General features: G+C 58.3%; 26 protein-coding genes. 7 read left to right on the top strand and 19 right to left on the bottom strand.

What is annotated here, in order from left to right; genetic code table 11:
• Positions 1-408: 408 nt before the first annotated feature.
• Together phoR and phoB are read right to left on the bottom strand one after the other, a co-directional pair.
• Positions 409-1,701 (bottom strand): phosphate regulon sensor histidine kinase PhoR, encoded by a 1,293-nt coding sequence (gene phoR, locus ACSPHG_RS18580; RefSeq protein WP_435954948.1) that lies wholly within the window; start codon positions 1,699-1,701, stop codon positions 409-411.
• 22 nt (positions 1,702-1,723) lie between these two features.
• Positions 1,724-2,413 (bottom strand): phosphate response regulator transcription factor PhoB, encoded by a 690-nt coding sequence (gene phoB, locus ACSPHG_RS18585; protein WP_435954949.1) that lies wholly within the window; start codon positions 2,411-2,413, stop codon positions 1,724-1,726.
• A 185-nt stretch (positions 2,414-2,598) separates the two neighbouring features.
• Here phoB and sbcD point away from each other — a divergent pair, with 185 nt between their 5' ends.
• Both sbcD and sbcC read left to right on the top strand, forming a co-directional pair.
• Positions 2,599-3,816, top strand: coding sequence for an exonuclease subunit SbcD (gene sbcD / locus ACSPHG_RS18590; RefSeq protein ID WP_435954950.1), 1,218 nt, complete (start codon positions 2,599-2,601; stop codon positions 3,814-3,816).
• Entirely contained in the window at positions 3,813-6,968 is a 3,156-nt protein-coding gene (sbcC, locus tag ACSPHG_RS18595; protein WP_435954951.1) for an exonuclease subunit SbcC, read from the top strand. The genes sbcD and sbcC overlap by 4 nt, the downstream gene beginning before the upstream one ends.
• Before the next feature lie 95 nt (positions 6,969-7,063).
• On the opposite strand, the gene mak is transcribed toward sbcC, so the two are convergent.
• The gene (gene mak / locus ACSPHG_RS18600) at positions 7,064-7,975 is read right to left on the bottom strand and encodes a fructokinase (RefSeq protein ID WP_435954952.1); all 912 of its coding nucleotides are present in this window, start codon (positions 7,973-7,975) and stop codon (positions 7,064-7,066) included.
• A gap of 126 nt (positions 7,976-8,101) precedes the next feature.
• Between mak and rdgC the strand changes: the two genes are divergently transcribed.
• The gene (gene rdgC, locus ACSPHG_RS18605) at positions 8,102-9,013 is read left to right on the top strand and encodes a recombination-associated protein RdgC (protein ID WP_435954953.1); all 912 of its coding nucleotides are present in this window, start codon (positions 8,102-8,104) and stop codon (positions 9,011-9,013) included.
• Between the two features lie 78 nt (positions 9,014-9,091).
• On the opposite strand, the gene ppnP is transcribed toward rdgC, so the two are convergent.
• From ppnP to aroL, 4 genes are all read right to left on the bottom strand, one after another.
• A complete protein-coding gene (ppnP, locus tag ACSPHG_RS18610) occupies positions 9,092-9,385 on the bottom strand; it encodes a pyrimidine/purine nucleoside phosphorylase (protein WP_435954954.1) in 294 nt (97 codons plus the stop codon).
• Positions 9,386-9,466: 81 nt separating this feature from the next.
• Positions 9,467-10,144: an AroM family protein gene (locus ACSPHG_RS18615; protein ID WP_435954955.1), complete on the bottom strand. Its 678-nt coding sequence runs from the start codon at positions 10,142-10,144 to the stop codon at positions 9,467-9,469.
• A 283-nt stretch (positions 10,145-10,427) separates the two neighbouring features.
• On the bottom strand, positions 10,428-10,619 hold the full coding sequence (locus ACSPHG_RS18620; protein WP_435954956.1) for a YaiA family protein: 192 nt from the start codon (positions 10,617-10,619) through the stop codon (positions 10,428-10,430).
• Positions 10,620-10,663: 44 nt separating this feature from the next.
• Positions 10,664-11,188, bottom strand: coding sequence for a shikimate kinase AroL (gene aroL, locus ACSPHG_RS18625; RefSeq protein ID WP_435954957.1), 525 nt, complete (start codon positions 11,186-11,188; stop codon positions 10,664-10,666).
• A 350-nt stretch (positions 11,189-11,538) separates the two neighbouring features.
• Here aroL and ACSPHG_RS18630 point away from each other — a divergent pair, with 350 nt between their 5' ends.
• On the top strand, positions 11,539-12,237 hold the full coding sequence (locus ACSPHG_RS18630; RefSeq protein ID WP_435954958.1) for a DUF2076 domain-containing protein: 699 nt from the start codon (positions 11,539-11,541) through the stop codon (positions 12,235-12,237).
• On the opposite strand, the gene ACSPHG_RS18635 is transcribed toward ACSPHG_RS18630, so the two are convergent.
• From ACSPHG_RS18635 to ACSPHG_RS18645, 3 genes are read right to left on the bottom strand one after another with little or no spacing between them, the layout of a single operon-like run.
• Positions 12,234-12,695, bottom strand: a complete 462-nt coding sequence (locus tag ACSPHG_RS18635) for a YaiI/YqxD family protein (RefSeq protein WP_435954959.1) — start codon at positions 12,693-12,695, stop codon at positions 12,234-12,236. The two genes, ACSPHG_RS18630 and ACSPHG_RS18635, sit on opposite strands and share 4 nt — an antisense overlap.
• Positions 12,695-13,150 carry a DUF421 domain-containing protein gene (locus ACSPHG_RS18640; protein WP_435954960.1) on the bottom strand — a complete coding sequence of 152 codons (456 nt, stop codon included), beginning with the start codon at positions 13,148-13,150 and terminating at the stop codon, positions 12,695-12,697. The genes ACSPHG_RS18635 and ACSPHG_RS18640 overlap by 1 nt, the downstream gene beginning before the upstream one ends.
• Positions 13,151-13,160: 10 nt before the next feature.
• The gene (locus ACSPHG_RS18645; RefSeq protein WP_435954961.1) at positions 13,161-13,676 is read right to left on the bottom strand and encodes a hypothetical protein; all 516 of its coding nucleotides are present in this window, start codon (positions 13,674-13,676) and stop codon (positions 13,161-13,163) included.
• 95 nt (positions 13,677-13,771) lie between these two features.
• Between ACSPHG_RS18645 and proC the strand changes: the two genes are divergently transcribed.
• Positions 13,772-14,581, top strand: coding sequence for a pyrroline-5-carboxylate reductase (gene proC, locus ACSPHG_RS18650; RefSeq protein ID WP_435954962.1), 810 nt, complete (start codon positions 13,772-13,774; stop codon positions 14,579-14,581).
• Between the two features lie 152 nt (positions 14,582-14,733).
• Here proC and adrA read toward each other — a convergent pair whose 3' ends face one another.
• The 6 genes from adrA to ACSPHG_RS18680 all read right to left on the bottom strand — a co-directional run bounded on the left by adrA (position 14,734) and on the right by ACSPHG_RS18680 (position 20,390).
• Positions 14,734-15,852, bottom strand: coding sequence for a diguanylate cyclase AdrA (adrA, locus tag ACSPHG_RS18655; RefSeq protein ID WP_435954963.1), 1,119 nt, complete (start codon positions 15,850-15,852; stop codon positions 14,734-14,736).
• 99 nt (positions 15,853-15,951) lie between these two features.
• The gene (locus tag ACSPHG_RS18660; RefSeq protein WP_435954964.1) at positions 15,952-16,260 is read right to left on the bottom strand and encodes a PsiF family protein; all 309 of its coding nucleotides are present in this window, start codon (positions 16,258-16,260) and stop codon (positions 15,952-15,954) included.
• A 106-nt stretch (positions 16,261-16,366) separates the two neighbouring features.
• The gene (phoA, locus tag ACSPHG_RS18665) at positions 16,367-17,833 is read right to left on the bottom strand and encodes an alkaline phosphatase (RefSeq protein ID WP_435954965.1); all 1,467 of its coding nucleotides are present in this window, start codon (positions 17,831-17,833) and stop codon (positions 16,367-16,369) included.
• A 39-nt stretch (positions 17,834-17,872) separates the two neighbouring features.
• Positions 17,873-18,133, bottom strand: a complete 261-nt coding sequence (gene iraP, locus ACSPHG_RS18670) for an anti-adapter protein IraP (protein ID WP_435954966.1) — start codon at positions 18,131-18,133, stop codon at positions 17,873-17,875.
• A 268-nt stretch (positions 18,134-18,401) separates the two neighbouring features.
• A complete protein-coding gene (locus ACSPHG_RS18675) occupies positions 18,402-19,619 on the bottom strand; it encodes a multidrug efflux MFS transporter (protein WP_435954967.1) in 1,218 nt (405 codons plus the stop codon).
• Between the two features lie 72 nt (positions 19,620-19,691).
• On the bottom strand, positions 19,692-20,390 hold the full coding sequence (locus ACSPHG_RS18680) for an extensin-like domain-containing protein (protein WP_435954968.1): 699 nt from the start codon (positions 20,388-20,390) through the stop codon (positions 19,692-19,694).
• A 133-nt stretch (positions 20,391-20,523) separates the two neighbouring features.
• Here ACSPHG_RS18680 and ddlA point away from each other — a divergent pair, with 133 nt between their 5' ends.
• A complete protein-coding gene (gene ddlA / locus ACSPHG_RS18685) occupies positions 20,524-21,624 on the top strand; it encodes a D-alanine--D-alanine ligase (protein WP_435954969.1) in 1,101 nt (366 codons plus the stop codon).
• Between the two features lie 3 nt (positions 21,625-21,627).
• Here ddlA and ACSPHG_RS18690 read toward each other — a convergent pair whose 3' ends face one another.
• Positions 21,628-21,861 (bottom strand): DUF2754 family protein, encoded by a 234-nt coding sequence (locus tag ACSPHG_RS18690; RefSeq protein ID WP_435954970.1) that lies wholly within the window; start codon positions 21,859-21,861, stop codon positions 21,628-21,630.
• A 269-nt stretch (positions 21,862-22,130) separates the two neighbouring features.
• On the opposite strand from ACSPHG_RS18690, the gene ACSPHG_RS18695 reads away from it, so the two are divergent.
• Entirely contained in the window at positions 22,131-22,460 is a 330-nt protein-coding gene (locus ACSPHG_RS18695) for a DUF2755 family protein (RefSeq protein WP_435954971.1), read from the top strand.
• Between the two features lie 70 nt (positions 22,461-22,530).
• Here ACSPHG_RS18695 and tolA read toward each other — a convergent pair whose 3' ends face one another.
• Complete coding sequence (gene tolA, locus ACSPHG_RS18700) at positions 22,531-22,911, bottom strand: cell envelope integrity protein TolA (protein WP_435954972.1); 381 nt, start codon at positions 22,909-22,911, stop codon at positions 22,531-22,533.
• 102 nt (positions 22,912-23,013) lie between these two features.
• Positions 23,014-24,123 carry a DUF1615 domain-containing protein gene (locus tag ACSPHG_RS18705; protein WP_435954973.1) on the bottom strand — a complete coding sequence of 370 codons (1,110 nt, stop codon included), beginning with the start codon at positions 24,121-24,123 and terminating at the stop codon, positions 23,014-23,016.

The following is a 24,123-nucleotide window of genomic DNA, read 5'->3' on the forward strand; positions in this document are numbered from 1 at the left end:
GTCAAAACTTCGCCAGAAGACGCGTTTTGGTTAACGAGAGGGTAAAAAACGCGCAGCGGGAGAGAAATGGAAAGGGAGATTGACAGTTTTGGTCAATAAATGTTCAGCGCGCGTTAACCTGTTGGGCGAATAACGCAGGTCGGATAACGTAAGCCGAATACCGTAGGTCGGATAAGCGCCAGCGCCATCCGACGCAATCGTTGGACAGCGCAACTTCATTACTCCCCCGGCGCAATCAGCACCTTAGGTTGAATAACGTAGGTCGGATAAGCGCCAGCGCCATCCGACGCAATCGTTGGATAGCGCAACTTCATTACTCCCCCGGCGCAATCAGCACCTTAGGCTGAATAACGTAGGTCGGATAAGCGCCAGCGCCATCCGACGCAATCGTTGGATGGCGCTACTTCATTACTCCCCCGGCGCAATCAGCCGCTCGGGCAGCACAAAAGAAAACGTCGTCCCCTTGCCGAGCCTGCTTTCAATATCCAGCCGCGCCTCGTGATGGCTCAGGGCGTGTTTAACTATCGCCAGCCCCAGCCCGCTGCCGCCGGTCTGGCGAGAACGCGCTTTGTCCACGCGGTAGAAACGCTCGGTCAGGCGCGGAATGTGCTCCGCCGAAATGCCCGGCCCGTTGTCCGCCACGCTGAACTTCGCGCCCTGCGCCGTTTTGTGCCAGCTCACCGTAATGTGCGTGCCTTCCGGCGTGTGGTTTACCGCGTTGTAGACCAGGTTGGAGATGGCGCTGCGCAGCTGTTCTTCATTGCCGAACACGCGCAGCGACGGATCGACGTCAAACTGTAACGTCTGTTTCTGCTGGCTTAGCGTCTGCGCCTCGCGTTCCACGACGCGCAGCATCAGCGGTACGTCGATTTTTTCATTAAGCACCATCGCCGGCGCCGCCTCGATGCGCGAAAGCGTCAGCAGCTGCTTCACCAGCCCCTCCATGCGCGACGTCTGCTCGCGCATGGTGCCAAGCGCTTTATCCCGCAGCGGCCCTTCCAGGCTCTGGTCCTGCATCATCTCCAGGTAACCTTGCAGCACGGTTAAAGGCGTGCGCAGCTCGTGGCTGACGTTGGCAAAAAAGTTGCGCCGCGCGCCTTCCAGCTGGTGCATCTGCGTCACGTCGCGCGCGACCAGCAGCCACTGCTCGTCGCTGTAGGGCATCACGCGGAATTCCAGATGACGACCGTTATTCAGCACCAGCGTCAGCGGGCGAGTGAACTCTTTGGCGGTCAGATAGCGGGTAAATTCGGGGTAGCGCAGCAGGTTTAAAATATTCTGCCCGTTATCGTCCGGCCAGCGCAGGCCGAGATGCTGCTGCGCCAGGCCGTTGCACCAGAAAATCGTCCCTTCATGGGTAGTCAGCACCACCGCGTCCGGCAGGGATTCCGCCCCGCTGCGAAAGCGCTTAATCAGGCTGCCCAGCTCCTTGCGCCGCTTTTTATTGCGCAGCTGCATCTGATGCAGGCCGTAAAGCAGGGGTTCCCAGCTGCCGCGCCCCGGCGGCGGCGTCATGCTGCGGTCAACCCACAGCCACCAGGACAGGCGCAGTAAATTCCAGAAATGCCAGGCCAGCAGCGCAACAACCGCGCCGAGTAAAAACCAGGGAAGATGGCCGAAAATCAGCCCGAGGATGGCGGCCGGGATGCAGCAGAGCAGCAGCTCCAGCACCAGCCTTTTCCATGACAACCGTTCCAGCACGCGTCACACTCCTTTTGGGAAACTAAAAACGGGTCGAAAAGCGATAACCCGTGCCGCGTACCGTTTGTACCATGCGGTCGTGACCGCTCGTCTCCAGCGCCTTGCGCAAACGTCGGATATGCACGTCCACCGTGCGATCCTCAACGTACACATTGGTGCCCCACACGTGGTTAAGCAGCTGCTCGCGGCTGTAAACGCGCTCCGGGTGCGTCATAAAAAAGTGCAGTAGCTTGAATTCGGTCGGGCCCATATCGAGCGGGTTTTCGCCGGTCATCACGCGGTGCGAGGACGGGTCGAGGCTCAGCCCCTGCATTTCGATAACCTCTTCCACCGCCATCGGCGATATACGGCGCATCACGGCTTTGATACGCGCCACCAGCTCTTTAGGGGAAAACGGCTTGGTGATGTAGTCGTCGGCGCCCACCTCAAGGCCGCGCACGCGGTCTTCTTCTTCGCCACGGGCGGTCAACATCATTACGGGGATTTCACGGGTCAGCGCTTCGCGCTTGAGGTGTTTAATAAACTGAATGCCGGAACCGCCGGGTAGCATCCAGTCCAGCAGAATCAGGTCGGGGAAAGGCTCAATTAATAGATTTACCGCACTGTCATAGTCTTCTGCTTCTACCGGCTGAAAACCGTTTTGTTCGAGCACAAAGCTCACCATTTCGCGAATTGGAGCTTCATCTTCTACGACTAAAATGCGTCTTGCCATGATTTACCCTGTTGAAAAGAGGCCGACTCTTAGTGATTGTGCGCCAGTATGCGTCAGATTTGTTACAGATTTATGAAAAGTATGACGGCCAGATGACTCAACGTTTTTAATTATGACGTGTCGATGGGCCGTGGGCAGCGACTCCTTTATAATCCCCCTCACGCTTTTTTGCCACAGGACGGATTATGCGCATCATCCACACATCGGACTGGCACCTCGGTCAGAACTTTTACACCAAAAGCCGCGGGCCGGAACATCAGGCTTTCCTCGACTGGCTGCTGCAGGCTGTCGTTCTTCATAGCGTGGATGCGATAATCGTGGCGGGCGATATTTTTGATACCGGCTCGCCGCCGAGCTACGCCCGCGAGCTGTACAACCGTTTTGTGGTGCAGCTGCAAAGCACCGGCTGCCAGTTGGTGGTACTCGCCGGAAACCACGACTCCGTGGCGACGCTCAACGAATCCCGCGAGCTGCTCGCCTGCCTGAACGCCCGCGTTATCGCAAGCGTACGGCACGACGCCTGCGAACAAACTTTAGTCCTGAATAAGAAAGACGGCACGCCGGGCGCGATCCTCTGCCCGATCCCGTTCCTGCGCCCGCGCGACATTCAGAGCAGCCGGGCGGGGCTTAGCGGCCATGAAAAACAGCGCTCGCTGATGGAAGCCATCACCGAACATTATCAGCAGTGTCACGCCGCGGCCGTCGCCGCGCGCGGCGAGCAGAAGCTGCCGATCATCTCCACCGGGCATTTAACCACCGTCGGCGTCACCAAAACGGACGCGGTGCGCGACATCTATATCGGCACGCTCGACGCCTTCCCGGCGCAAAACTTCCCGCCCGCCGACTACATCGCGCTTGGGCATATCCATCGCGCCCAGCTTATCGGCGGCACGGAACACATTCGCTACAGCGGCTCCCCCATCCCGCTCAGCTTCGACGAAACCGGCAGGCCGAAAAGCGTTTACCTGGTTGAATTTGCCGACGGCGCTTTAAAAGAAGTGACCGCGCTCCCCGTTCCCGTCAGCCAGCCGCTGGCGGTGATAAAAGGCTCGCTCGCTGAAATCGAAAAGCAGCTGGAACAGTGGCGCGACGCGGCCCCGGAGCCAAAGGTCTGGCTGGATATCGAAATCGCCACCGACGAATACCTGCACGACATGCAGCGCCACATCCAGCAGCTCACCGAAAGCCTGCCCGTAGAGGTTGTGCTGCTGCGCCGCAGCCGCGAACAGCGCGAACGGGTCATCGCCCGCCAGCATAAAGAAACGCTGAGCGAGCTAACCGTGGAAGAGGTGTTTGAGCGCCGCCTGGCGCAGGAAGAAACAACCGAAGAACGCTCCCAGCGCCTGCGTACCCTGTTCGCACAGACCGTAGCAGGCCTGCACGACGCGGAGGAGCAAGCATGAAAATCCTCAGCCTGCGCCTGAAAAACCTCAACTCGCTGAAGGGCGAGTGGAAAATCGACTTTACCCAGGAGCCGTTCGCCAGCAACGGCCTGTTTGCCATTACCGGGCCAACCGGCGCGGGGAAAACCACGCTGCTGGACGCCATCTGCCTTGCGCTCTACCACAAAACGCCGCGCCTCAATACCCTTTCCCAGTCGCAGAACGACCTGATGACGCGCGACACCGCCGAGTGTCTGGCGGAGGTAGAGTTTGAAGTCAAAGGCGTGGCCTACCGCGCCTTCTGGAGCCAGAACCGCGCGCGCAACGCGGCGAACGGCAACCTCCAGGCCCCGCGCGTAGAGCTGGCCGAGGTCGAAACCGGCAAAATCGTCGCCGATAAGGTAAAAGACAAGCTCGACGCCACGGCCAAACTCACCGGCCTGGACTACGACCGCTTCACCCGCTCGATGATGCTCTCGCAGGGGCAGTTCGCGGCCTTTTTAAACGCCGATGCCAACGACCGCGCTTCGCTGCTCGAAGAGCTAACCGGCACCGAGATATACGGCACCGTCTCCGCCGCGGTGTTTGAAAATCACAAGAACGTGCGCGGCCAGCTTGAGAACCTACAGGCGCAGGCCGCAGGCGTCGCCCTGCTAGGTGAAGAGCAACAGCAGCAGCTTACGACAGGTTTGCAGGCGCTTACTCTGGAGGAGAAAACGCTGCTGGAAGAACAGCAGAAACTCCAGCAAAACCAGCAGTGGCTGAGCCAGCTGGCCCAGCTTACGGGCGGCCATCAGCAGGCAAAACAGGCGCTTAGCGCATCTGAACAGGCGCTGCAGGACGCGGCACCGTGGCTTGAAAAACTGACCCGCGCCCAGCCCGCAGAAAAGCTGCGCCCGCACTGGCAAAGCTTACAGGAGCATCAAAAAACGCTGCAAAGTACGCGGGCTAAGAGTGATGAAGTAAATGCTCGCTTACGGCAGGCAACCCAGCGCCGCCAGCAAATCCGCCAGCTTGCGGCCAGCCAGTCGGCAAAGCTCAGGGATGAAAGCGAACGACTGCACGCGTGGTTAAAAATGCACGACAGGTTCAGGCTGTGGGGCGCGGAGCTTGCCGGGTGGCGCATGGCGTTTACCCAGCAGCAGCGCGACGCCGCCCAGCTCGAGGCGTTAAGCCGCGACATTGCCGCAGGCCAGCAGCAGCTTCAGGCGCAGCCTGCGGTTGAGCTTGTTCTCGCAGGGGAAGAAGTAAGCGCTCATTTACAGGCGATAACCGCCGCCCGCCCTAAGCGCCAGCAGCTCGCCACGCTACAGCCGCAGTTCGCCTCGCTGGCCAGGCGCAAATCTCAGCATTTGCAGGAGATCGCCGCTCTCGACCAGCAGATCGCCCAGGGCGACGCGGAGCTGGCGATCAAGCGCCAGCAGTACAAAGAGAAGCGCAGGCACGAAGAGGATCTGGCGAAGGTCTGCGAGCTGGAGCGGCGAATCGTCAGCCTCGAAGCCGAGCGCGCGCATCTTCAGCCCGACCAGCCCTGCCCGCTCTGCGGTTCCACGCAGCACCCGGCGGTGGCGGAATATCAGGCCATGCATCCCGGCGAGAACCAGCGGCGGCTGGTCGCCCTCCAGCAGGAGGTATCGGCCCTTGCAGAACAGGGTTCGGCGGCCAAAGCCCTGTTGGACGCCCAGCGACAGCAGCAGGAGAAAATCACCGCCGCCGCCAGGACGCTCGATGAAGAAGAGGCCACGCTGCGCGCCCGCTGGCAGCAGCTTTGCGCGGAGCTGCACATTGCCCTGACGCCGGAGGACGATCTCAACGAGTGGCTGGAAGGCGAAGAGCGCCGCGAGCAGCAGCTCAATCAGCTAAGCCAGCGGCTTGTCCTTGAAGAGCAGCTTGCGAAAGCGCAGCTTCAGCACGGCAGGCTGGAAGCCGAAATCGCCTCCGGGCGTAGCGAACTGAACGCCGCACTCGAAAAAGCAGGCTTGCAGCACCCCGCCCACGGCGAAGAGAACGCCTGGCTTGCACAGCGGCAGCAGGAATCCCAAAAGTGGCAGCAGCACCACGAACGCCTGCCGCAGCTCCAGCAGCAGCTTGCCACGCTGGATAGCGTGCTGGAGGCGTTTGCCGATGACGGCAGCGCGCCGCCTGCGCTAACGGAGGCGGAACAGGCCCAGGCGCTGCAAGGCTGGCACAGGCTTCACGCCGAATGCATCTCGCTGGAAAGCGAGTGGAAAACGCTAGGGCAGCAGCGCGAGCAGGAAGAGGCGCGCGTCGCCCAGGCGCGTGAACAGTTCATCAACGCGCTGGCCGACAGCCCGTTCAGCGATGCGCAAGCCTTCCAGGCCGCGCTGCTGGACGAGGGCGAACGCCAGCGGCTCGAGCTGAAAAAACAGCAGCTTGAACAGCAGCACCAGCAGCAGACGATTCTTTGCCAGCAGGCGGAAAAAGCGCTGGCCGAGCATCTGGCCGCCCGCCCAACGGCGCTTGCGGATGACGCGGAGCTTGCCGCCCTGCAACAGCAGCTCCAGCAGCTAAACCAGCAGCTGCGCGACAACACGACGCGGCAGGGGCAAATCCAGCAGCAGCTTCGCCACGACGCGGAAAACCGCCAGCGCCAGCAGGGGCTGATGCTGGCCATCGCCGAATGCCAGCAGCAGGTGGAGGACTGGGGCTATCTCAACGCGCTGATTGGCTCCAAAGAGGGGGACAAATTCCGCAAGTTCGCCCAGGGGCTAACGCTCGACAATCTGGTGTGGCTGGCGAACAACCAGCTTACCCGCCTGCACGGCCGCTACCTGCTCCAGCGCAAGGACAGCGAGGCGCTGGAGCTACAGGTGGTGGACACCTGGCAGGCGGACGCGGTGCGCGACACCCGCACGCTGTCCGGCGGCGAAAGCTTCCTGGTGAGCCTTGCGCTGGCGCTGGCGCTGTCGGATCTGGTGAGCCACAAAACGCGCATCGACTCGCTGTTCCTCGACGAAGGCTTCGGCACGCTGGATGCGGAAACGCTCGACACCGCGCTCGACGCGCTGGATACCCTGAACGCCAGCGGCAAAACCATCGGCGTGATAAGCCACGTCGAGGCGATGAAGGAGCGTATCCCGGTGCAAATTAAGGTGAAGAAGATTAACGGGCTGGGGGTCAGCCGTTTAGCGAAGGAGTTTGCCGTCGGGTGACTTGCGCAGTGTCGGATGGCGCTTCGCTTATCCGACCTACGTCAGGCCTGGTATTTGTAGGGTGGATGGCGCTTGCGCCATCCACCTTATAAATCTTACTTCTCCACCGGCCAAAGCCACGCCGCGCCGCGCACGCCGCTGGAATCGCCGTGTACCGCCTTGCGGATCGGCGTTTCAAATTCGCCGCCAAACACCCACGGCTTCACCAGCTGCGGCACCGTCTTGTAAAGGCGCTCGACGTTACTCATGCCGCCGCCCAGCACGATGACGTCCGGATCGAGGATATTAACGATGTGGGCCAGCGATTTCGCGAGGCGCGTTTCGTAGCGGCTAATCGCCAGCTCCGCGAGCGGGTCCTGCTGCTCGGCGAGGTGCATAATCTCGTTGCCCTTAAGCTGTTTTCCGCTCAGGCGCTGGTAATCAAGCGCAAAACCGGTGCCGGACACGAAGGTTTCGATGCAGCCCTGCTTGCCGCAGTAGCACGGTACCTCTTCGCGATGGCGCAGCTCGTCTTCGTCCATCCACGGCAGCGGGTTGTGCCCCCACTCCCCGGCCGTACCGTTGCCGCCAATCAGGCTGCGGCCGTTGATGGCGATACCCGCACCGCAGCCGGTGCCGATAATCACCGCAAAGACCATTCCCGCGCCCGCCGCCGCGCCGTCGATGGCTTCGGAAACGGCGAGACAGTTTGCGTCGTTGGCGAGACGCACTTCGCGCTGCAGGGCGTCGGACAAATCTTTATCGAAAGGCTGGCCGTTAAGCCAGGTTGAGTTAGCGTTTTTCACCACGCGGGTGTACGGCGAAATAGACCCTGGAATGCCAAGCCCTACCGTACCGCGCTCGCCCGTCGCCTCTTCGGCCAGACGCACCAGCTCGACAATCGTCGCGATGGTTTGCTGATAATCATTTTTGGGAGTGGGCAGGCGGTGGCGAAAGCGCTGTTTGCCGTCGTCCGCAAGCGCAATCACCTCGGTTTTGGTGCCGCCTAAATCAATGCCTATACGCACAGAAAATTCCTCATTTGATGAGCATTATCAACAGAGTAGAAGTACAGCGCCGTTTAGGCAATGAAACCCGGCGGCTGATTCGCTATCATGCCCGCTGCGTTTCACTGACCTGACCGGGAAAAAATCATGCTGTGGTTCAAAAATTTAATGGTTTACCGTTTAAGCCGCGACATCACGCTTAACGCTGATGAAATGGAAAAACAGTTGGCCGCCTTCACCTTCAGCCCTTGCGGCAGCCAGGATATGGCAAAAACCGGCTGGGTGCCACCGATGGGCTCGCACAGTGATGCATTAACCCACGCCAATAACGGGCAGATTGTGATTTGCGCCCGCAAAGAAGAAAAAATCCTCCCGTCGCCGGTTATCAAACAGGCGCTGGAAGCCAAAATCGGCAAGCTCGAAGCCGACCAGGGCCGCAAGCTGAAGAAAACCGAGAAAGATTCCCTGAAGGACGAAGTGCTGCACTCTCTGCTGCCGCGCGCCTTTAGCCGCTTCAGTCAGACCATGATGTGGATCGACACCGTTAACGGCCTGATCATGGTTGACTGCGCGAGCGCCAAAAAAGCCGAAGACACGCTGGCCCTGCTGCGTAAAAGCTTAGGTTCACTGCCGGTTGTGCCGCTGGCGCTGGAAACGCCAATCGAACTGACGCTCACCGAATGGGTGCGTTCCGGGGACGTGCCGGCAGGCTTCGCGTTGATGGATGAAGCCGAGCTGAAAGCGATTCTTGAAGGCGGCGGCGTTATCCGCTGCAAGCAGCAGGATCTGGTGTGCGACGAAATAGCCACCCACATCGAAGCGGGGAAAGTGGTCACTAAGCTGGCGCTGGACTGGCAGGAGCGCATTCAGTTCCTGATCGCGGACGACGGCTCCATCAAGCGTCTGAAGTTTGCCGATACGCTGCGCGAGCAGAACGACGATATCGACCGCGAAGACTTCGGCCAGCGTTTTGATGCTGATTTTATTCTGATGACCGGCGAGCTTGCGGCGCTGATTAAGAATCTGGTTGAGGCGTTGGGCGGGGAAGCACAGAAGTAATCACGTAAAGAGCGGTTCGCCCTCACCCCGCCCCTCTCCCCCAGGAGAGGGAGGATAAACGGAGTGAGGGTAAAATGATTATTTATCAGCCAGGTAGCGGCAAAGATAAGAGGTTGGCTCAGCGACCTGCAGATGGAACTCGCTGTGGCCCGGCACGTTGAAAACATCGCCTGCCGAGTAGGTCTTCCACTCGGTTTCCCCCGGCAGCAGAACGTGCAGCGCGCCGCTGACCACGGTCATCTCTTCAGGCTGTGCGGTACCGAAGTTATATTCCCCTTCCGCCATTACCCCTACGCTTGCTCGGCCAGTGCTGCTGCTGGTAAATCCAATGGATTTCACTTTGCCTGAGAAGTACTCATTACTTTGTAGCATGGACTGGTCCTTTTAAAAATTGTTCAGAAAAACAATATAGAGGCCAACCTTAGAGGCTGTCACGCGAATTGTTGCCCGCCGTCAGGCAAGCAGTTCCGAGGCCAGGCGAGCAACCAGAACGTTCGATAACAATACCGGCACTTCCAGCGCTTTTTGCAGCATATCGCGGTGCTTTTGGTGATAGCCAAGGCAGTCCAGCACCAGCACATCCGCGCCCGCAAAGAGCAGTTTTCGCGCCGCATTGAGCAAATCTTCGTCCGTACCGTGTACCGGATTCGCCAGCTCGTAAAGCGGCTGATGCTTCAGCTGCTGCCATTTTTTATGCTGCGATTTCAGCAGTTCCGGGATAGGTAAAATTATGCCTACCTGGTGCCCGTCGACAATCGAGGCCACCAGCGGTGGAATAATGCGTTCAGGCTCCAGCAGAATGCCGTTGCGCGCTGAGAGATTGCTGAAGCGCTCGGTGCTCATCAGCAAAATAACGTCGTAATCCTGTTTATCCAGCAGCGCGATCACGCCCTGCAAAGCCTGTTCGACCCGGAGTTTGCTGACGTGAATGATGGTGCGGTCAGACAGCAGGGTAAGGATCTCTTCTTCGCCCGGCTGCGGGCCAAATTCAGCGGTCACGTCCTCACGCGACATGTTGCCCAACAGCGTAACGTGTTTAATCTGCTCTTCAGAAATATGTTCGGTTAACAGCGGCAGAATTTCACTGACGGGAACCACGCCGATGGTGAGAATGGCCAATGCTGGTTTCATGTTTCGTTCCGCCTCTATCTCGTATCAGCCCCTTGTGCTGCGCTGGTACTTTTTCCACTTGATGATGTTGGCCGCAGGGGTCGCTTTATTATTAACCACAAAGCGTAGCAGCATATCGCAGGCGCATCCCCGATCCTTTAACGAAACGTCAATGACATCTCTACATAACATTATCGTAATGATTTTTTAACTGTATAAGGGGATAAAAAATGTGATTGCGCAGTGGGAGAGCATTTTTTTGAGATAATTCGCGGGAGAGTTTCGGCATCCGTGCCGGTGTGCATCAGGTTTTATCCGGGTCTTCATAACGCCGTTTGGCATCCAGCGCTTCCTGCTCGGACTGATGTTCGCTGATCAGCGTATCCGGGTGGGGATGGTCAGCCCTAAGTTGATACCAGGTCACGGTTTCGGTTTGTGAACCCTTCTGGACTTCAACTATGCGCGCCTGTCGCGGGTATGGAGGTTTGCTCGCCATCGCTCTTCCTTCAGTCATGGATGAGCGTTAAGTATAGACGAGGATTAACTGGCGCGGGCCATCTGCAAAGCGGCAAGTACCGCATCTACAACGGCTTCCGGCGTGCGGGCAGCATCAATGACGTGATGCGCGGCCTGGCGATAGAGCGCTTCGCGGGCGGCCAATACCTCGACGATTTCGTCGGTAATCGGCTTGCCGGTTAACGTTGGGCGCTGCCCTTCTTCAGGGAAAGCTTCGAGGCGATCAGCGAGGATTTGCGCCGGAGCGCGCAGGTAGATCACCACGCCCTGCTCGCGCATAAACTGGCGATTGCCTTCGGCCAGCACCATACCGCCACCGGTCGCCACCACCACGCCCGGCGCGGTGACGCTTTTTAGCGCCTGAGATTCACGCGCGCGAAAACCGTCCCATCCTTCCTGCGCCACGATATCCGCCACGCTCATGTTGGTGCTGGTCAGCAGGTAGTTATCGGTATCGACAAAATCGCGGCCCAACGCCTGCGCTAAAGCCGTGCCAACGGTGGTTTTACCGCAGCCGCGCGCGCCGACCAGAAAAATGGGTTGAGTCATCAGGAGCTATTCCTCAGCAGTAAGCCTGGGTGGTAATCACTATGTCTAAAAACGAGCCCATCATACCAGCAAACTAGTACGCGAGATAGGTGTAAGAAAAACGTTACAAACAACATTTCTGCTACATCGCTTTTACAGAAAAGCTTGCGGCAGCAAGCCTGAAACCTGTAAAGGAAATCTACCAGTAAATCTGTGCGCCACCTTACTTGAAAGCCCCGGTGAAAAACAACCCCAAAGAAGTTGGGATCCAGTAACACATTTCTGCACAGCTTTACCCTCGTCCGATTTTACAGATGACGATTCTGAACCAGACTGAAGTGTGAGAACTCATGATGACAGAGGAATGAACCATGCAATCTGAAGAGCAACGTCTGATAGACGGGCTTTTTGGCCGTCTGAAACAGGCCGAAGAGAACAGCAGCCCGCGGGACAGCGCCGCAGAACAGCTTATCGCTCAACATCTTGCCCAGCAGCCGGGAGCCGCCTATTACATGGCGCAAACGATCCTGATTCAGGAAGCGGCGATGAAACAGCTCAACGCGCGCGTTCAGGGGCTGGAAGGCCAGATAGCACAGCTCCAGCATGCGGCACGCCAGCAGCAGAGCAGCGGCGGATTCCTGGCCGGGCTGTTTGGTTCAGGTTCTTCGCGTGTTGCGGACCCTATCCCCGGCGCGCAGCAGTACCAGAACATGCAGCCCGGCAGCTATAACGCACCGCAGCAAACGGCACCGGGCTACGCCGCCGCGCCGCGCGGAAACGGCTTTATGGCCGGGGCGCTGCAAACGGCTGCGGGCGTGGCAGGCGGGGTGATTATGGCGGATATGCTGACCAGCATGTTCCACCACACGCAGCCCGAGGAGCTGGTGAACATTATCAACGAACCGGCCCAGCCGGTGGACAACTCGGCGGTCAACGCCGTTGAAGACTACAACCAGGCGGACGACAGCCAGTTCCTCAATCAGGACGCGGGCCTGCCGCAGGACGACGCCAACGACTATTACGATCCGGGAAACGACGATTTTGGCAATGACGACGACAGTTTGATTTAAGCTTTTTTGGCCCGCGCGGCGGCCAGCAGCCATTTTTCCAACTCGTTGGCAAACTGCTGGCGGTCGCGCTGGTTCAGGCTGTCCGGCCCGCCCGTCTGCACGCCGCTCGCCCGCAGGGTATCCATAAAATCACGCATGGTTAACCGTTCGCGAATGGTGGCGGGCGTATAGCGTTCGCCGCGAGGATTCAGCGCCACGGCGCCCTTTTCAATGACGTCTGCGGCGAGAGGAATATCGGCGGTGATCACCAGATCGCCGCTTTCGCAGCGGCGCACGATTTCGTTATCCGCCACGTCAAAACCCGTCGCCACCTGAAGCGTGCGAATAAAGCGCGACGGCGGCGTTTTCAGGCCCTGATTCGCCACCAGCGTCACCATAATCTGCGCGCGGTCGGCGGCGCGAAAAAGCACTTCCTTGATGACTTTTGGACACGCGTCGGCGTCCACCCAAATTTGCATTACGACTCCTGATCTTCAGCGGGAATGATGGCGATCTTGCCGTTCTTTTCCAGAATGGCAAATTTTATCTGATCCATCCGTTCCAACCCCTGGCTTATGCGCGCCGAAGAGAGAATGTCCTCATCGGAAATGCCCGCCTTGCGCATTCGCTTGCCGAGCGGCCGCCCGTGCTCCACCAGAATCAGCGGCGATCCGTCGATAAACAGCTCGACCTTCGGAAAGCGCTCTTTGATTTTGCCAAACACGATATCCATCGCGATCAGCGTGATAATGGTGATCGCAGCCCCGGTAAAGGAAAAGTCATCCCCCAGCAGCGCCTGCTGCGTGGCCTCGCTGATTATCAGCAGCAGAATAAAATCAAACGATGTCATCTCCAGCAGCGTGCGTCGCCCGGCGATTTTCAGCACGATCATCAGCAAAACGTACATGCCCACGGCACGTAATACGCTATCCATGTTCGATTCCTTAGGGGAGAACCCACTGGCTTAACGTCACGGGTTCCGCCCCTTTGTGGGTGATAGTGGAAGTGAAATGCCCGGAAGACTGCGGCTGCGCGGTTAGCCACATCGCCTGTTCGCGGTTCGGGCTGGCGGGCCAGGTCAGCACCATCTCATGCAGGCTGGTATGGGTGACCAGCGGCTGCGGCTGTAGCGTTTCGATTTCAAAGTTATCCATAAAGTCGCGCCCGAGGGTCAGTACCGTCGGCTCGCCGGTCAGGGCCTTAATGCGAAAGGTGTAGGTTTCATTGGTCATCGCGCGCATCACCCGCTGGTATTCAACGCTCAGCGTCCCGTCTTTGTTGACCGCCGTGGTTTGGCTTAGCGGCCCGTCGGAAAATGCTCCGAATAGCGCCAGTATCACCAGCGCAATCAGCACCCTGCTGCCCCACTTCTCCAGCTGCCACTCCTTCATTTGCCAGTGCATATCTTCCTGCACCGGGCTGCTGCGGCTGGCGTATTCATCTTGAACGCGCTTTCCCATGGCTTACCTCCGACTGTTTTGCTTAAGCGTAGCCGAATCGCCTGAAAGCGCGTTAAGCTATAGCCCTGCAAACATCACAGACATGGAGCGACGCTTTGGACAAGAAAATTGGTTTTATTGGCTGCGGCAATATGGGCAAGGCCATTCTGGGAGGCTTAATCGCCAGCAAACAGGTGCTGCCGGGCAACATCTGGGTCTACACCCCGTCGCCGGATAAAGTAGACGCGCTGCGCGAAGAGTTCGGCGTCAACGCCGCGCAGAGCGCCCAGGAAGTCGCGCAGATTGCCGACATCGTTTTTGGCGCGGTGAAGCCTAATGTGATGCTAAAAGTGCTCGGCGAAGTCACCTCCAGCCTGAACAAAGACACGGTGGTTATCTCTATCGCCGCGGGCATCACGCTCGACTCGCTGGCAACCGCGCTGGGTCACGACCGTAAAATCATTCGCGCGATGCCAAATACCCCCGCGCTGGTCAACGCCGGCATGACGTCGATCACGCCAAACGCGCTGGTCACGCCGGAAGACATCGCCGACGCGGTCAACATCTTCCGCAGCTTCGGCCAGGCCGAAGTGGTCAACGAAGCGATGATCCACCCGGTCGTCGGCGTCAGCGGCTCGGCCCCGGCCTACGTGTTTATGTTTATCGAAGCGATGGCGGATGCGGCAGTCCTCGGCGGAATGCCGCGTAAGCAGGCCTACCAGTTCGCCGCGCAGGCGGTGATGGGTTCCGCGAAAATGGTGCTGGAAACCGGCAAGCATCCGGCAGAGCTTAAAGACATGGTTTGCTCACCGGGCGGCACCACCATTGAAGCGGTAAAAGTGCTGGAAGAGAAAGGCTTCCGCGCCGCGGTGATGGAAGCGATGGTGAAGTGCATGGCGAAGTCAGAGCAGTTGGGTAAGTCTTAATTTCTGTTGATGGCGCTCTCCCCTCTCACTCCGGGAGAGCGGTAGTTTTGTAGGGCGGGTAAGCGCAAGCACCGCCCGCAAATAGGTGGATGGCGCGTGCGCATATCCACCCTACGTTTTCCTCAATCCCCCCTTTCACAAAGCAAAACCCGTCAGGCGGCGGCTTCGATGCGCCCGCGTCCGGCATTTTTTGCTTTGTAAAGAGCGACGTCCGCGGCTTTTAACCACTCGCGATAGCTTGTCATCCGATGGTCGAACTCCGCCACGCCCACGCTAATCTGCAACGTGACCTGCGGCGCGCACGGCAGTCGGAAGGTGTCCAGGTGCTCGCAGACGCGGATCATCGCCTGGATTGCGCTGTCCTGCGCCGTACCGGACATGATCACCCCGAACTCATCGCCGCCGAACCGCCCCACCACGTCCGTCATGCGCAGGGTAAGCTGCAGGTGATCGGTGATGGCGACGATCGCCTCATCGCCCACGTCGTGGCCGAAGGTATCGTTGATGGATTTGAAGTGATCGATATCGATCAGTAAGAGGGTAGCGTTGCGCTCGTATCGCTTGCAGTTGTCGTACTCGCCGTGCAGCAGGTGTTCCCAATGCCGTCGGTTGTAGACGCCCGTCATGCCGTCGCGCGTGCTGAGATGCATCAGCCGTCGCTTATGCTCCGCGAGCTTGATTGCCGTTCGATAGCTGACCAGCCCGTAGTACACCGGGTAGATAATCAGCATCGGCAGGCAGATCCACACCTGGGAAGGCATGGTTTCCAGATTGAGCGGAATATGCGACAGGCCCAGGGTTATCGCGCAGGCGCAGGCCAGCAGCCCGAGGCCGGACATGAACAGCTTTACGCCGCCGCAGCCCATATTGTTCATTCCCATCATGGCGACGATAAGCGCCGACGGCAGCGCGTTTAGCCCCATCACGGCGACCCACACGCCGCCCATCAGCGAATCGATCAGCAGGTTGCGGATCTCGGCCTTTGCCGGGTCGGCCGCGCGGTCTGCGATTTGCCAGGCCAGATGCGGCCAGATAAAGCCGTTCGCCACCAGCAGCAGCCACCACCAGCCGGAAATCGGCTGCTGAACCATCACCGAAGCGACGCAGAAAAACCCCGTTGCCAGCCCTATGACTCTGGGCAGATAGACCCTGCGGGCAAATCGCCGCGCTGAGCGATGCCTGTCTTCATTGAGGTGGGTCGGGCAGTCCATAGATCCCCCGGAAAACCATCGTCTGAAATCGTATTCATCGCTCATGATAATTAGGAACATTCTGAAACATTTGCCGTAATTATAGGAAGGGGTTGGCGGAGGGAAGTATGATATTTCGGGTGAGCCAGCGGGCCGGCTCACCCATTGGGACTACTTAGCTTATTTTTTCAGGCAGTTACTCATGAAGGTTTTTCTCGCATCGCCGGTCAGGGTTTGCTTGCCCGCCTCTGCGTTACAGGCCTTCATTTTTTGCTGCTGGGGGGTGAGGCTTTTTTCCGCAGGAGCTGACTGGCTGTTCTTCAGGCAGTTGCTCATATAGGTTTTACGCTCGTCCCCTTTCATGGTCTTCGCCGTAGCCTGCTGATTACAGGTCGTCATGCGCTGCTGCTGCGGGGTCATGGCTTTATCCGCCGCGGCCGCCGAGCCGACTACGCCTGCCAGTAACACCATCACTAAAGCAATTTTCATAGCACCGTCCTTTTTGTTATATGGCGCTTTAATTCTGGTCGGCAGCGGACAAAAAGGCCAATCCCGACCAGAAGCTTTTAGACATTACCGCGAAAAACGCTTTCGCTTACGGCAGTTCCATCGCCGCCTTCATGGTGTAGAACAAATCGGTTTGATCGGTCAGGCCAACGACGTTTGCCGCGTGCGGGCCGTAGGCCGCGATACGCAGCTGGGTGCCGGTATGCTCCTGCGATTCCCCTTCCGAGTTACCGTAGCTGATGACCATTACCGAGCCGTCTTTGGTGTTCAACGCCTGGGTCAGGCCCGGTGCCTTGGTATCCGGGGCGACGATTTGGCTGGAGTGGGCGTGGTCGGCGGTGACCACCACCAGCGTGTTGCCATCCTGACGGGCGAACTCCAGCGCTTTCTGTACCGCCTCGTCCAGATCGACGGTTTCACCAATCTGGCCGCAAGGGTTTGCCGCGTGGTCCTGCTTATCAATCGACGCGCCTTCCACCTGCAGGAAGAAGCCCTTCTCGTTGCCTTTGAGCAGCTCGATGGCTTTGTCCGTCATCTGGGCGAGCGTCGGCACGCTGGCATCGCGCTTCGGATTTGGCGTACAGGTTACGGCAGGCTGGTCGATGTTGCCGTGATAACTGGCCTTCGGCCCTTCCCAGCGCACCGGCATATTGCCCGGCGCGAACATGCCAATCAGCGGTTTTTGCTGGTTGGCTTCGGTGATGGCCGCAAGGCCTGCGGCGTTATCCGCCCACTGGTAGCCGCGAATATCCGCCTGCTCGCGCAGCGTCTTGCCGTTCCATTCGCCTGCTTTCGCGGTTTCAGAGAAGGTTTTCGCCCCGCCGCCGAGCGTCACGTCTGCCCTTGCGTTCAGCAGCTGCTCGGTAATCGAGCCTTTGCCGCCGTTTTCCAACGCGTTGGCCGCGCACTGCTCGCTGGTGACCGTCGGGCCGTAGCATTTACGCGAGGTCACGTGGGATATCAGCGCCGCCGGGGTCGCATCCTGAATTTCAGCGGTCGAAACGTTGCCGGTGGCTTTGCCCGCCGCTTTCGCCAGCTCAAGGATGGTGACGTGGTCCTTGCCGTTGACGTCCACGCCCAGCGCGCCGTTGTAGGTTTTCACGCCGGTGCTCCAGGCGGTGGCCGAGGCGGCAGAATCCGTCACGTAATCCGGCTTGTGGGATTTTTTATCCAGCGAGTAATGCGTGTACTGACCGGTAAGCGGCAGCGCGTCGATCCCTTTGAAGAAACCGCCCGCCCCTTCGGCATAGTTACGCGCGGCGGTAATTTCCGAATCGCCCATGCCGTCGCCGATCAGTAAAATGACGTTCTTCGCGGGCTTGTTGATTAACGAAGCGCGTAGCGCTTCTGTCCGATCGCTATTAATACGGCGCGCGCCGCCGGGCTGGGTGATATCCCCTTGAGCCGCACGCGTATCCAGAGGAGATGATATATTTTCTGCCAGCGCTGCCGGGCCGCTTAACAGCAAAGGGAATAAACTTATAATTATGGCGCTCTGTTTCACTTTATTTCTCCGTGTAAAAACTACAGGCTTAAATAAAAACAGAGCAACCATATAAATATTGCGTGACAGAAAAATGACAGTTTAAAGGATTCAGCTGCGGGGGTGTGTCAGCAGCTTCTCTAAATATTGCTGTAATAATTCAGTGTCATGGGGCGAGACTTCCTTCTTTGGCTGTGCATCGTGCATAGCCGCCTCGATACTGGTAATCAGAGCCTGTTGTTCACTCTTTTCCATACGGCGCAGCAAGGCGGTCACCACAATTTCCAGGGCTTCAATCTGTGCAACAAACTCTTTCGACTCTTCTTCTTTTTCGGCGAGTTTAACCAGTAACTCAGCAATGAGGTTTTTCATGGCGCATGTCCCTAAGGAGTTGAAGCCAGACGGTAACATTACGTTTTGAACATGCCTAGTGGGCGGCACGACTATTTTTATATGACAGTGAAATATTGTGCGAGACCGCAAAAAATACAGGACTATTTTTGCAAAATAACCACGCGCGCTGCGGTAATTATTCCATTTTTCTAATGACGAAGAATAATAACGTGAGTGAGCGTTTATTTAGACGCTGCTCGCAAACGCAAATACAAAAGCCGCGCTTATTTCCGCGCGGCCCACAGGATTAACGCTGTTGTTTTCGCTGTTCGTCTTTTTGACGCTTGCGCCGCAGGGCAACGCCCAGCTGCCAGACGTTTATCAGCACCACCAGGGCGGTGGCAACAAACACCCAGCGGAACCCGGCCATTGCGGAAACCCCTGCGCCCATCAGCGGCCCCACCACGTTGCCAAGATACATAAACGACTGGTTATAGCCGAATATTCGCCCGGTCACCTGGTCGCTTGAATATTTGACCAGCAGCGTCTGCACCGCGGGCAGCATCGCCCCGTCGGCAAAGCCCAGCAGGAAGCGCAGCACCGCAAGCTGCATTGGCGAGGTGACGAACGACATGGCGAAAAACAGCACCACGGCGAAGACAAGCGTCGCCATTAAGACCCGCGCGGTGCCGATTCTGTCTCCCAGCTTGCCAAGCTTGGGCGCGGCGATGAGCGCGGAAATCCCTGGAACGGCGGCGATAAATCCGCTCATGAAGGCAATATTCGAACTGTCGGGGGAAAGGTGTTTGATAAACAGCGCCAGAATCGGGCCGATCGAGCCGTTGCAAAGCTGGATCACAAGCGTGGTGACAAACAGGCTCAGCATCAGCCACGGGTAGGGCAAGGTAGCGAATACCGCCTTGCCGGAGAGCCTTTCAGACTTGCTGATACGCGGCCGCACGCCTTCTTTTATCAGCAGCAGCGTGACCGTAAAGCTCACCATCAGCAGGGCGGCGGTGACGAAAAAAACCATCCGCAGCCCGAGATGGTCGGCCATATAACCGCCCATCAGCGGGCCGACGATCACCCCGCTGATTTGCGCGGTGGAAAGCGTGCTGAGCGCCCAGCCGCTGCGCTCGCGCGGCACCTGCGAGGCCACCAGCGCCATGGCGTTCGGAATATAGCCGGAGGTCAGCCCCATAATGGCGCGCAGGATAAACAGCTGCCAGACGTTGGTGGCGAAGGCCTGAAGCAAAATCGCCACCGCCATGCCGAGGGAGGCGCGCAGCAGCATCAGCTTGCGGCCTTTGCGGTCGGCGAGGCTGCCCCACATCGGCGAAACGATGGCGGAAACCAGGAACGTCACGCTGAAGGTCAGCCCCGACCACATCGACAGCGCCTCGTGCGAGGTGACGCCAAGCTGCTCGACGTAGAGCGGCAGGAAGGGAAGAATTTGGCTGATGGCAAGCCCGGTAAAAAAGCAGCCGAACCACACCGAGATAATATTGACCTTCCAGGATTCCATACTTTTGCGCTTATTTATTAGAGTGATGATAATAACGTCTGCAATAACCGAAGTTTATCATACAAATTTGCTTTATCGACACAGCCCGTAGCCGCGCATGCCGAGGTGAAAATGGTTGGCGTGGGCCGCGTTATAATCCGGGCCGAGCGAGTTGCCAAAGAACGGGCAGCCGCCGTCGAAAACGGCATGCAGGAATCCCCCGCCCTTGCCGGTGGCGTTCCACCCCTTCAGCACGCTCACCTGCTGCCCGTTGGCGAAGCCGAAGCCGCTGACGTCCAGCGCGTCTGCCGTGGCGTGTTCGCTGAGCCTTGCCCCCGGCCGGTTGTAAATATTGCGGCACGCGTAGCTGCCGAGGTGGTTAACCTGCGTCAACCGGCTGCCGAACTCCGCCTGCGCCAGCGGCACGGCGCGCTGATGGATAAACATCGTGCTGCTTAACGCCAGTGGACAGCTGGCGAGAAAGCTGCTGCTGAGCCGCACGTTGCCGAAGCTCTGCACCCGCACCACGTCGCTCAAAGGACAGTTTCCGGCCACGTTCGGTACGGTTCGAAAACTCAGCTGCCTGCGCTCTTCAGCCTGTTGCAAAAGTGCGAGGCAGGCCGCAGGATTGTTCACCATCTGGCGCAACTTGTAGCGCGTGACGAGCGTCGGCGGGTCGTCGATCGACAGCGGAGCAAATGGGTTGTACTGCGCGGGCAGGCGCTCGTAGAGCCAAAATCCCGCCAGCGCGGTCACGGTTAATCCCAGCAAAATTTTTACTCCTTTCGCCATTCCCCGGCCCTTATTTGCTTAATGAATAATCAGTATAGAAGTCAGGGCGTTTTAAGCGGCAGGAAGCACATGAATCCGCGTTATGAGCGTGGTATGTTGTCCGCCTTCGTAATGATTAAGGATGGGTTCGGGCATGGCAAAACTGCGGGTTGGTATCGTGTTTGGTGGCAAATCGGCGGAACACGAGGTGTCGTTGCAGTCGGCAAAAAATATCGTCGACGCCATTGATAAATCGAAGTTTGACGTCGTGCTGCTGGGCATCGATAAACAGGGCCAGTGGCATATCAACGACGCCTCCAACTATCTGCTCAACGCGCAGAACCCGGCGCTTATCGCCCTGAACCGCTCCGAGAAAAACGTCGCTCTGGTGCCTGGGCAGACGCACAGCCAGCTGATCGAATCCAGCTCCGCCGAGCAGCTTGCGCAGATCGACGTGATTTTCCCTATCGTTCACGGCACGCTCGGCGAAGACGGTTCGCTACAGGGCATGCTGCGCGTGGCGAACCTGCCGTTCGTCGGCTCCGGCGTGCTGGGCTCGGCGGTGAGCATGGATAAAGACGTCACCAAACGCCTGCTGCGCGACGCCGGTCTGAACGTCGCACCGTTTATCACCCTCACCCGCGCTAACCGCGGCAAAATCAGCTTTGCGGAAGTGGAAAGCAGGCTCGGCCTGCCGCTGTTTATCAAACCGGCAAACCAGGGCTCGTCCGTGGGCGTAAGCAAGGTAAACAACGCGCAGCAGTATGAAACCGCCGTCGCGCTGGCCTTCGAATTCGATCATAAGGTCGTGGTAGAAACGGGCATTAAAGGCCGTGAAATCGAGTGTGCCGTGCTCGGCAACGATGACCCGCAGGCGAGCACCTGCGGCGAAGTGGTGGTCAACAGCGACTTCTACTCCTACGACACCAAATACATCGACGACAAAGGCGCGCAGGTTGTGGTGCCAGCGGCGCTGTCTGCGGAAATTAACGATAAGATCCGCGACATCGCCGTGCGCGCCTACCAGACGCTGGAATGCAGCGGCATGGCGCGCGTCGACGTGTTCCTGACCGAAGATGACGAAGTGATTATCAACGAAATCAACACGCTGCCTGGCTTTACCAACATCAGCATGTATCCAAAACTATGGCAGGCGAGCGGCCTGGACTATCAGACGCTTATCACCCGCCTGATTGAGCTGGCGCTGGAACGCCACCGCGCAGACGGCGCGCTGAAAAGCTCCATCACCGCCTAAGTATTACTCTTTTGCCGCGCCCGGCTGCGCTTCAGGCTCCGGGCGACGGCGAATGACCAGCCCCGCAAGCCAGAAACAGATAACCCACGTCACCAGCCCCACCGCGTAGCTCTGCCAGCCCTCGGTTTTCAGGCCCAGCAGGCCAATCACCCCGTTCATGATGAATATCAGGCCGATCGCTACCGCATAGTAGTGCCAGTCGCGACGCATTTTTAAGCTCAGGGTTTTCGCAGTCATGTGTCATCCATCAGATGAATAGGTTTGGCGCATTGTCGCATAGCCTACGACGAGAAAGCGCACGTTAATCGCCCACGGCGGGCGATAATGTTACAAAAATTTCATTTAAGTTACAGAAATGTGAGTTCCTGCAAAAAATAGCGATTCAGGACGATTCCACCTGCCAAATTACCAACAATCTGATATTGACAATGCTGATGACCTGCCACACTTCGCTTTAATCATCGGGCGAAAACCCGAGCGGCGTTAGGGTTCACTGGGAGGTCATGATGGCTGAAATCACTCTGTCGAAACGCGTTGTCCCGGCAACGATCCCCGTTTCTGCGACGAAATCAGGTGGCGCAACCCTGAGCAATATCGCCTACGCGGTATTTATCCTGTTCTGCTTCTGGGTCGGTTCCCAGCTGCTCAACCTTGTGGTTCACGCCCCCGGCGTGCTGGAACATCTGGCACAGGGTAACGACGCAACGCGCCCGCGCATTGAAATGGGCCTCGCCGTCAGCACGGTATTTGGGCTGGTGCCCTTCCTGCTAGGCTGCGCGCTGCTTGGCGTGATTGCCCTGGCGGTCAAATATCGTCACCGACACTACTACTATTAAGATGGCGTCGGGTGGCGCTGCGCTTGCCCGACCTACAATTTTCTCGCCAGATTCCGCTACTTCCCCTGCACTACGGTCTGAAATCCAGCGGCGCATTTTTGAAAACCTGATAGACACCGTCATTTTTGGGCGCAGGGAACGTTGTTTCAGCTACGGCTTTCACTGCCGCCTGGCAAAGTGCGGGATCGCCGCCCGTCGCTTTAACGTCTAGCAGCATACCGTCTGGTGCGAGCCTGATGTGAAGGTTGCAGGCCTTGCCTCGGTAGGCATCTATATTTGTAAAACTCTTCTCGACCGCCTTTTTTACCAGGCTGGCATATTCGCTCAGCTCGGCTTCTGATGCCACATGTGGCGGGACAGGGCTGCTTGCGGCGAGCTGTTGGCCTGATTTGTGCGGGCTACAGGCGCTTAGCGCTAATGCAGATATAGCTATCATTATGAATTTTTTCATTATTATTCTCTTACCGGCAAAGGCGAATTACAGATTATCGGCGACAACCCGGCCTGGTAGGGTGGATAAGCGCCAGCGCCATCCACCGCTTATTCCCTCGTTTTACAGTTTCATGCACGCCGCGCGGCGGTCATCGACCCGTTTTGCAAACCATGCGGTGGTGAGGCTGCGGGTGATTTTCGGGCTTTCCAGCGTAATGCCCGGCAGCATTTCTCGCGGCAGCTTCTTGCCGGTTTTCTTCTCCGCGATGGCGTAGACCTGCTCGTAGAGATCGGTTTTCTCGAAGTCGATGCTGTCGCCTTTTTGCAGCGCGCGGTGGATCTGGCTGTCGCTCATGTCCAGCCTGGCGGCGAGCTTGCGAACCGCCAGCTCGGTGCTGCCCGGCTTGTCCGTGTTGTAAAGAATCAGATCGCCGTCCAGCGCCAGCTTTGTGCCCGTCGCTTTGCTTACCGCGTTCTGGAAAGCGGCGTTGCGGCTCGCATACCAGCCGGCGTTAAAGTCCGCAAAGCGATACAGCGGCTGGGTGTAGTTCGCCGGGTAGTTCAGCAGATGGTACGTCCCGAACCACAGCCCGCCGCGACGGGTAAAGACTTCCTGGCGCACCGTGCCTTCCATTTTCCACGGATAGCCGCCGGTGTGCTGTTCGGCAAAGGCGATGCTGACCTGCATCGGCCCGCCGGTATGCACCGGGTTAAGGCTGCCGAACAGCTTCTGCCCCATCGGCACCATGTCGATGAAATCGTCGAAAATCGCGCTCAGCTGCCCTTCGGTTTTGACGTTATCGAGCCGCTCGCTGTAGCTTTTGCCGTTCGGGGACTTGATAAGCAGCGCGGTGCGCACCAGGAACGACGGGATGTGCATTTTTTCCGCCCGCCGGTCGATCTCTTTCCAGGCGATTTTATTGAGATTCGGCACCGCCGGGTCGGCCACGAGGTTGGACTCCTGCTGCGCCACGGCCAGCACCGAACAGATGTTTTCTTCGCTTGGCGCGATGTCCTGACTCTTGAACGTCGTCGCGAGATCTTTGGCCCAGCTGCTGCGGTCTTTCTGGCTCGCCGGAAGCTTACGCTTCACCACCGTTTCGACATCCACCGGCTTGGCGGTTTCAGAAACCGGCGCGGTGGATTTGCTGGTACAGCCCGCAAGCCACATCATGGCAAGAAAACTCAGGCAAACCGCCGGACGCGGCGCGCTGAAAATGTTGACCGTCAT

Source organism: Dryocola baronae (genome assembly GCF_051297175.1).
GTDB lineage: Bacteria > Pseudomonadota > Gammaproteobacteria > Enterobacterales > Enterobacteriaceae > Dryocola.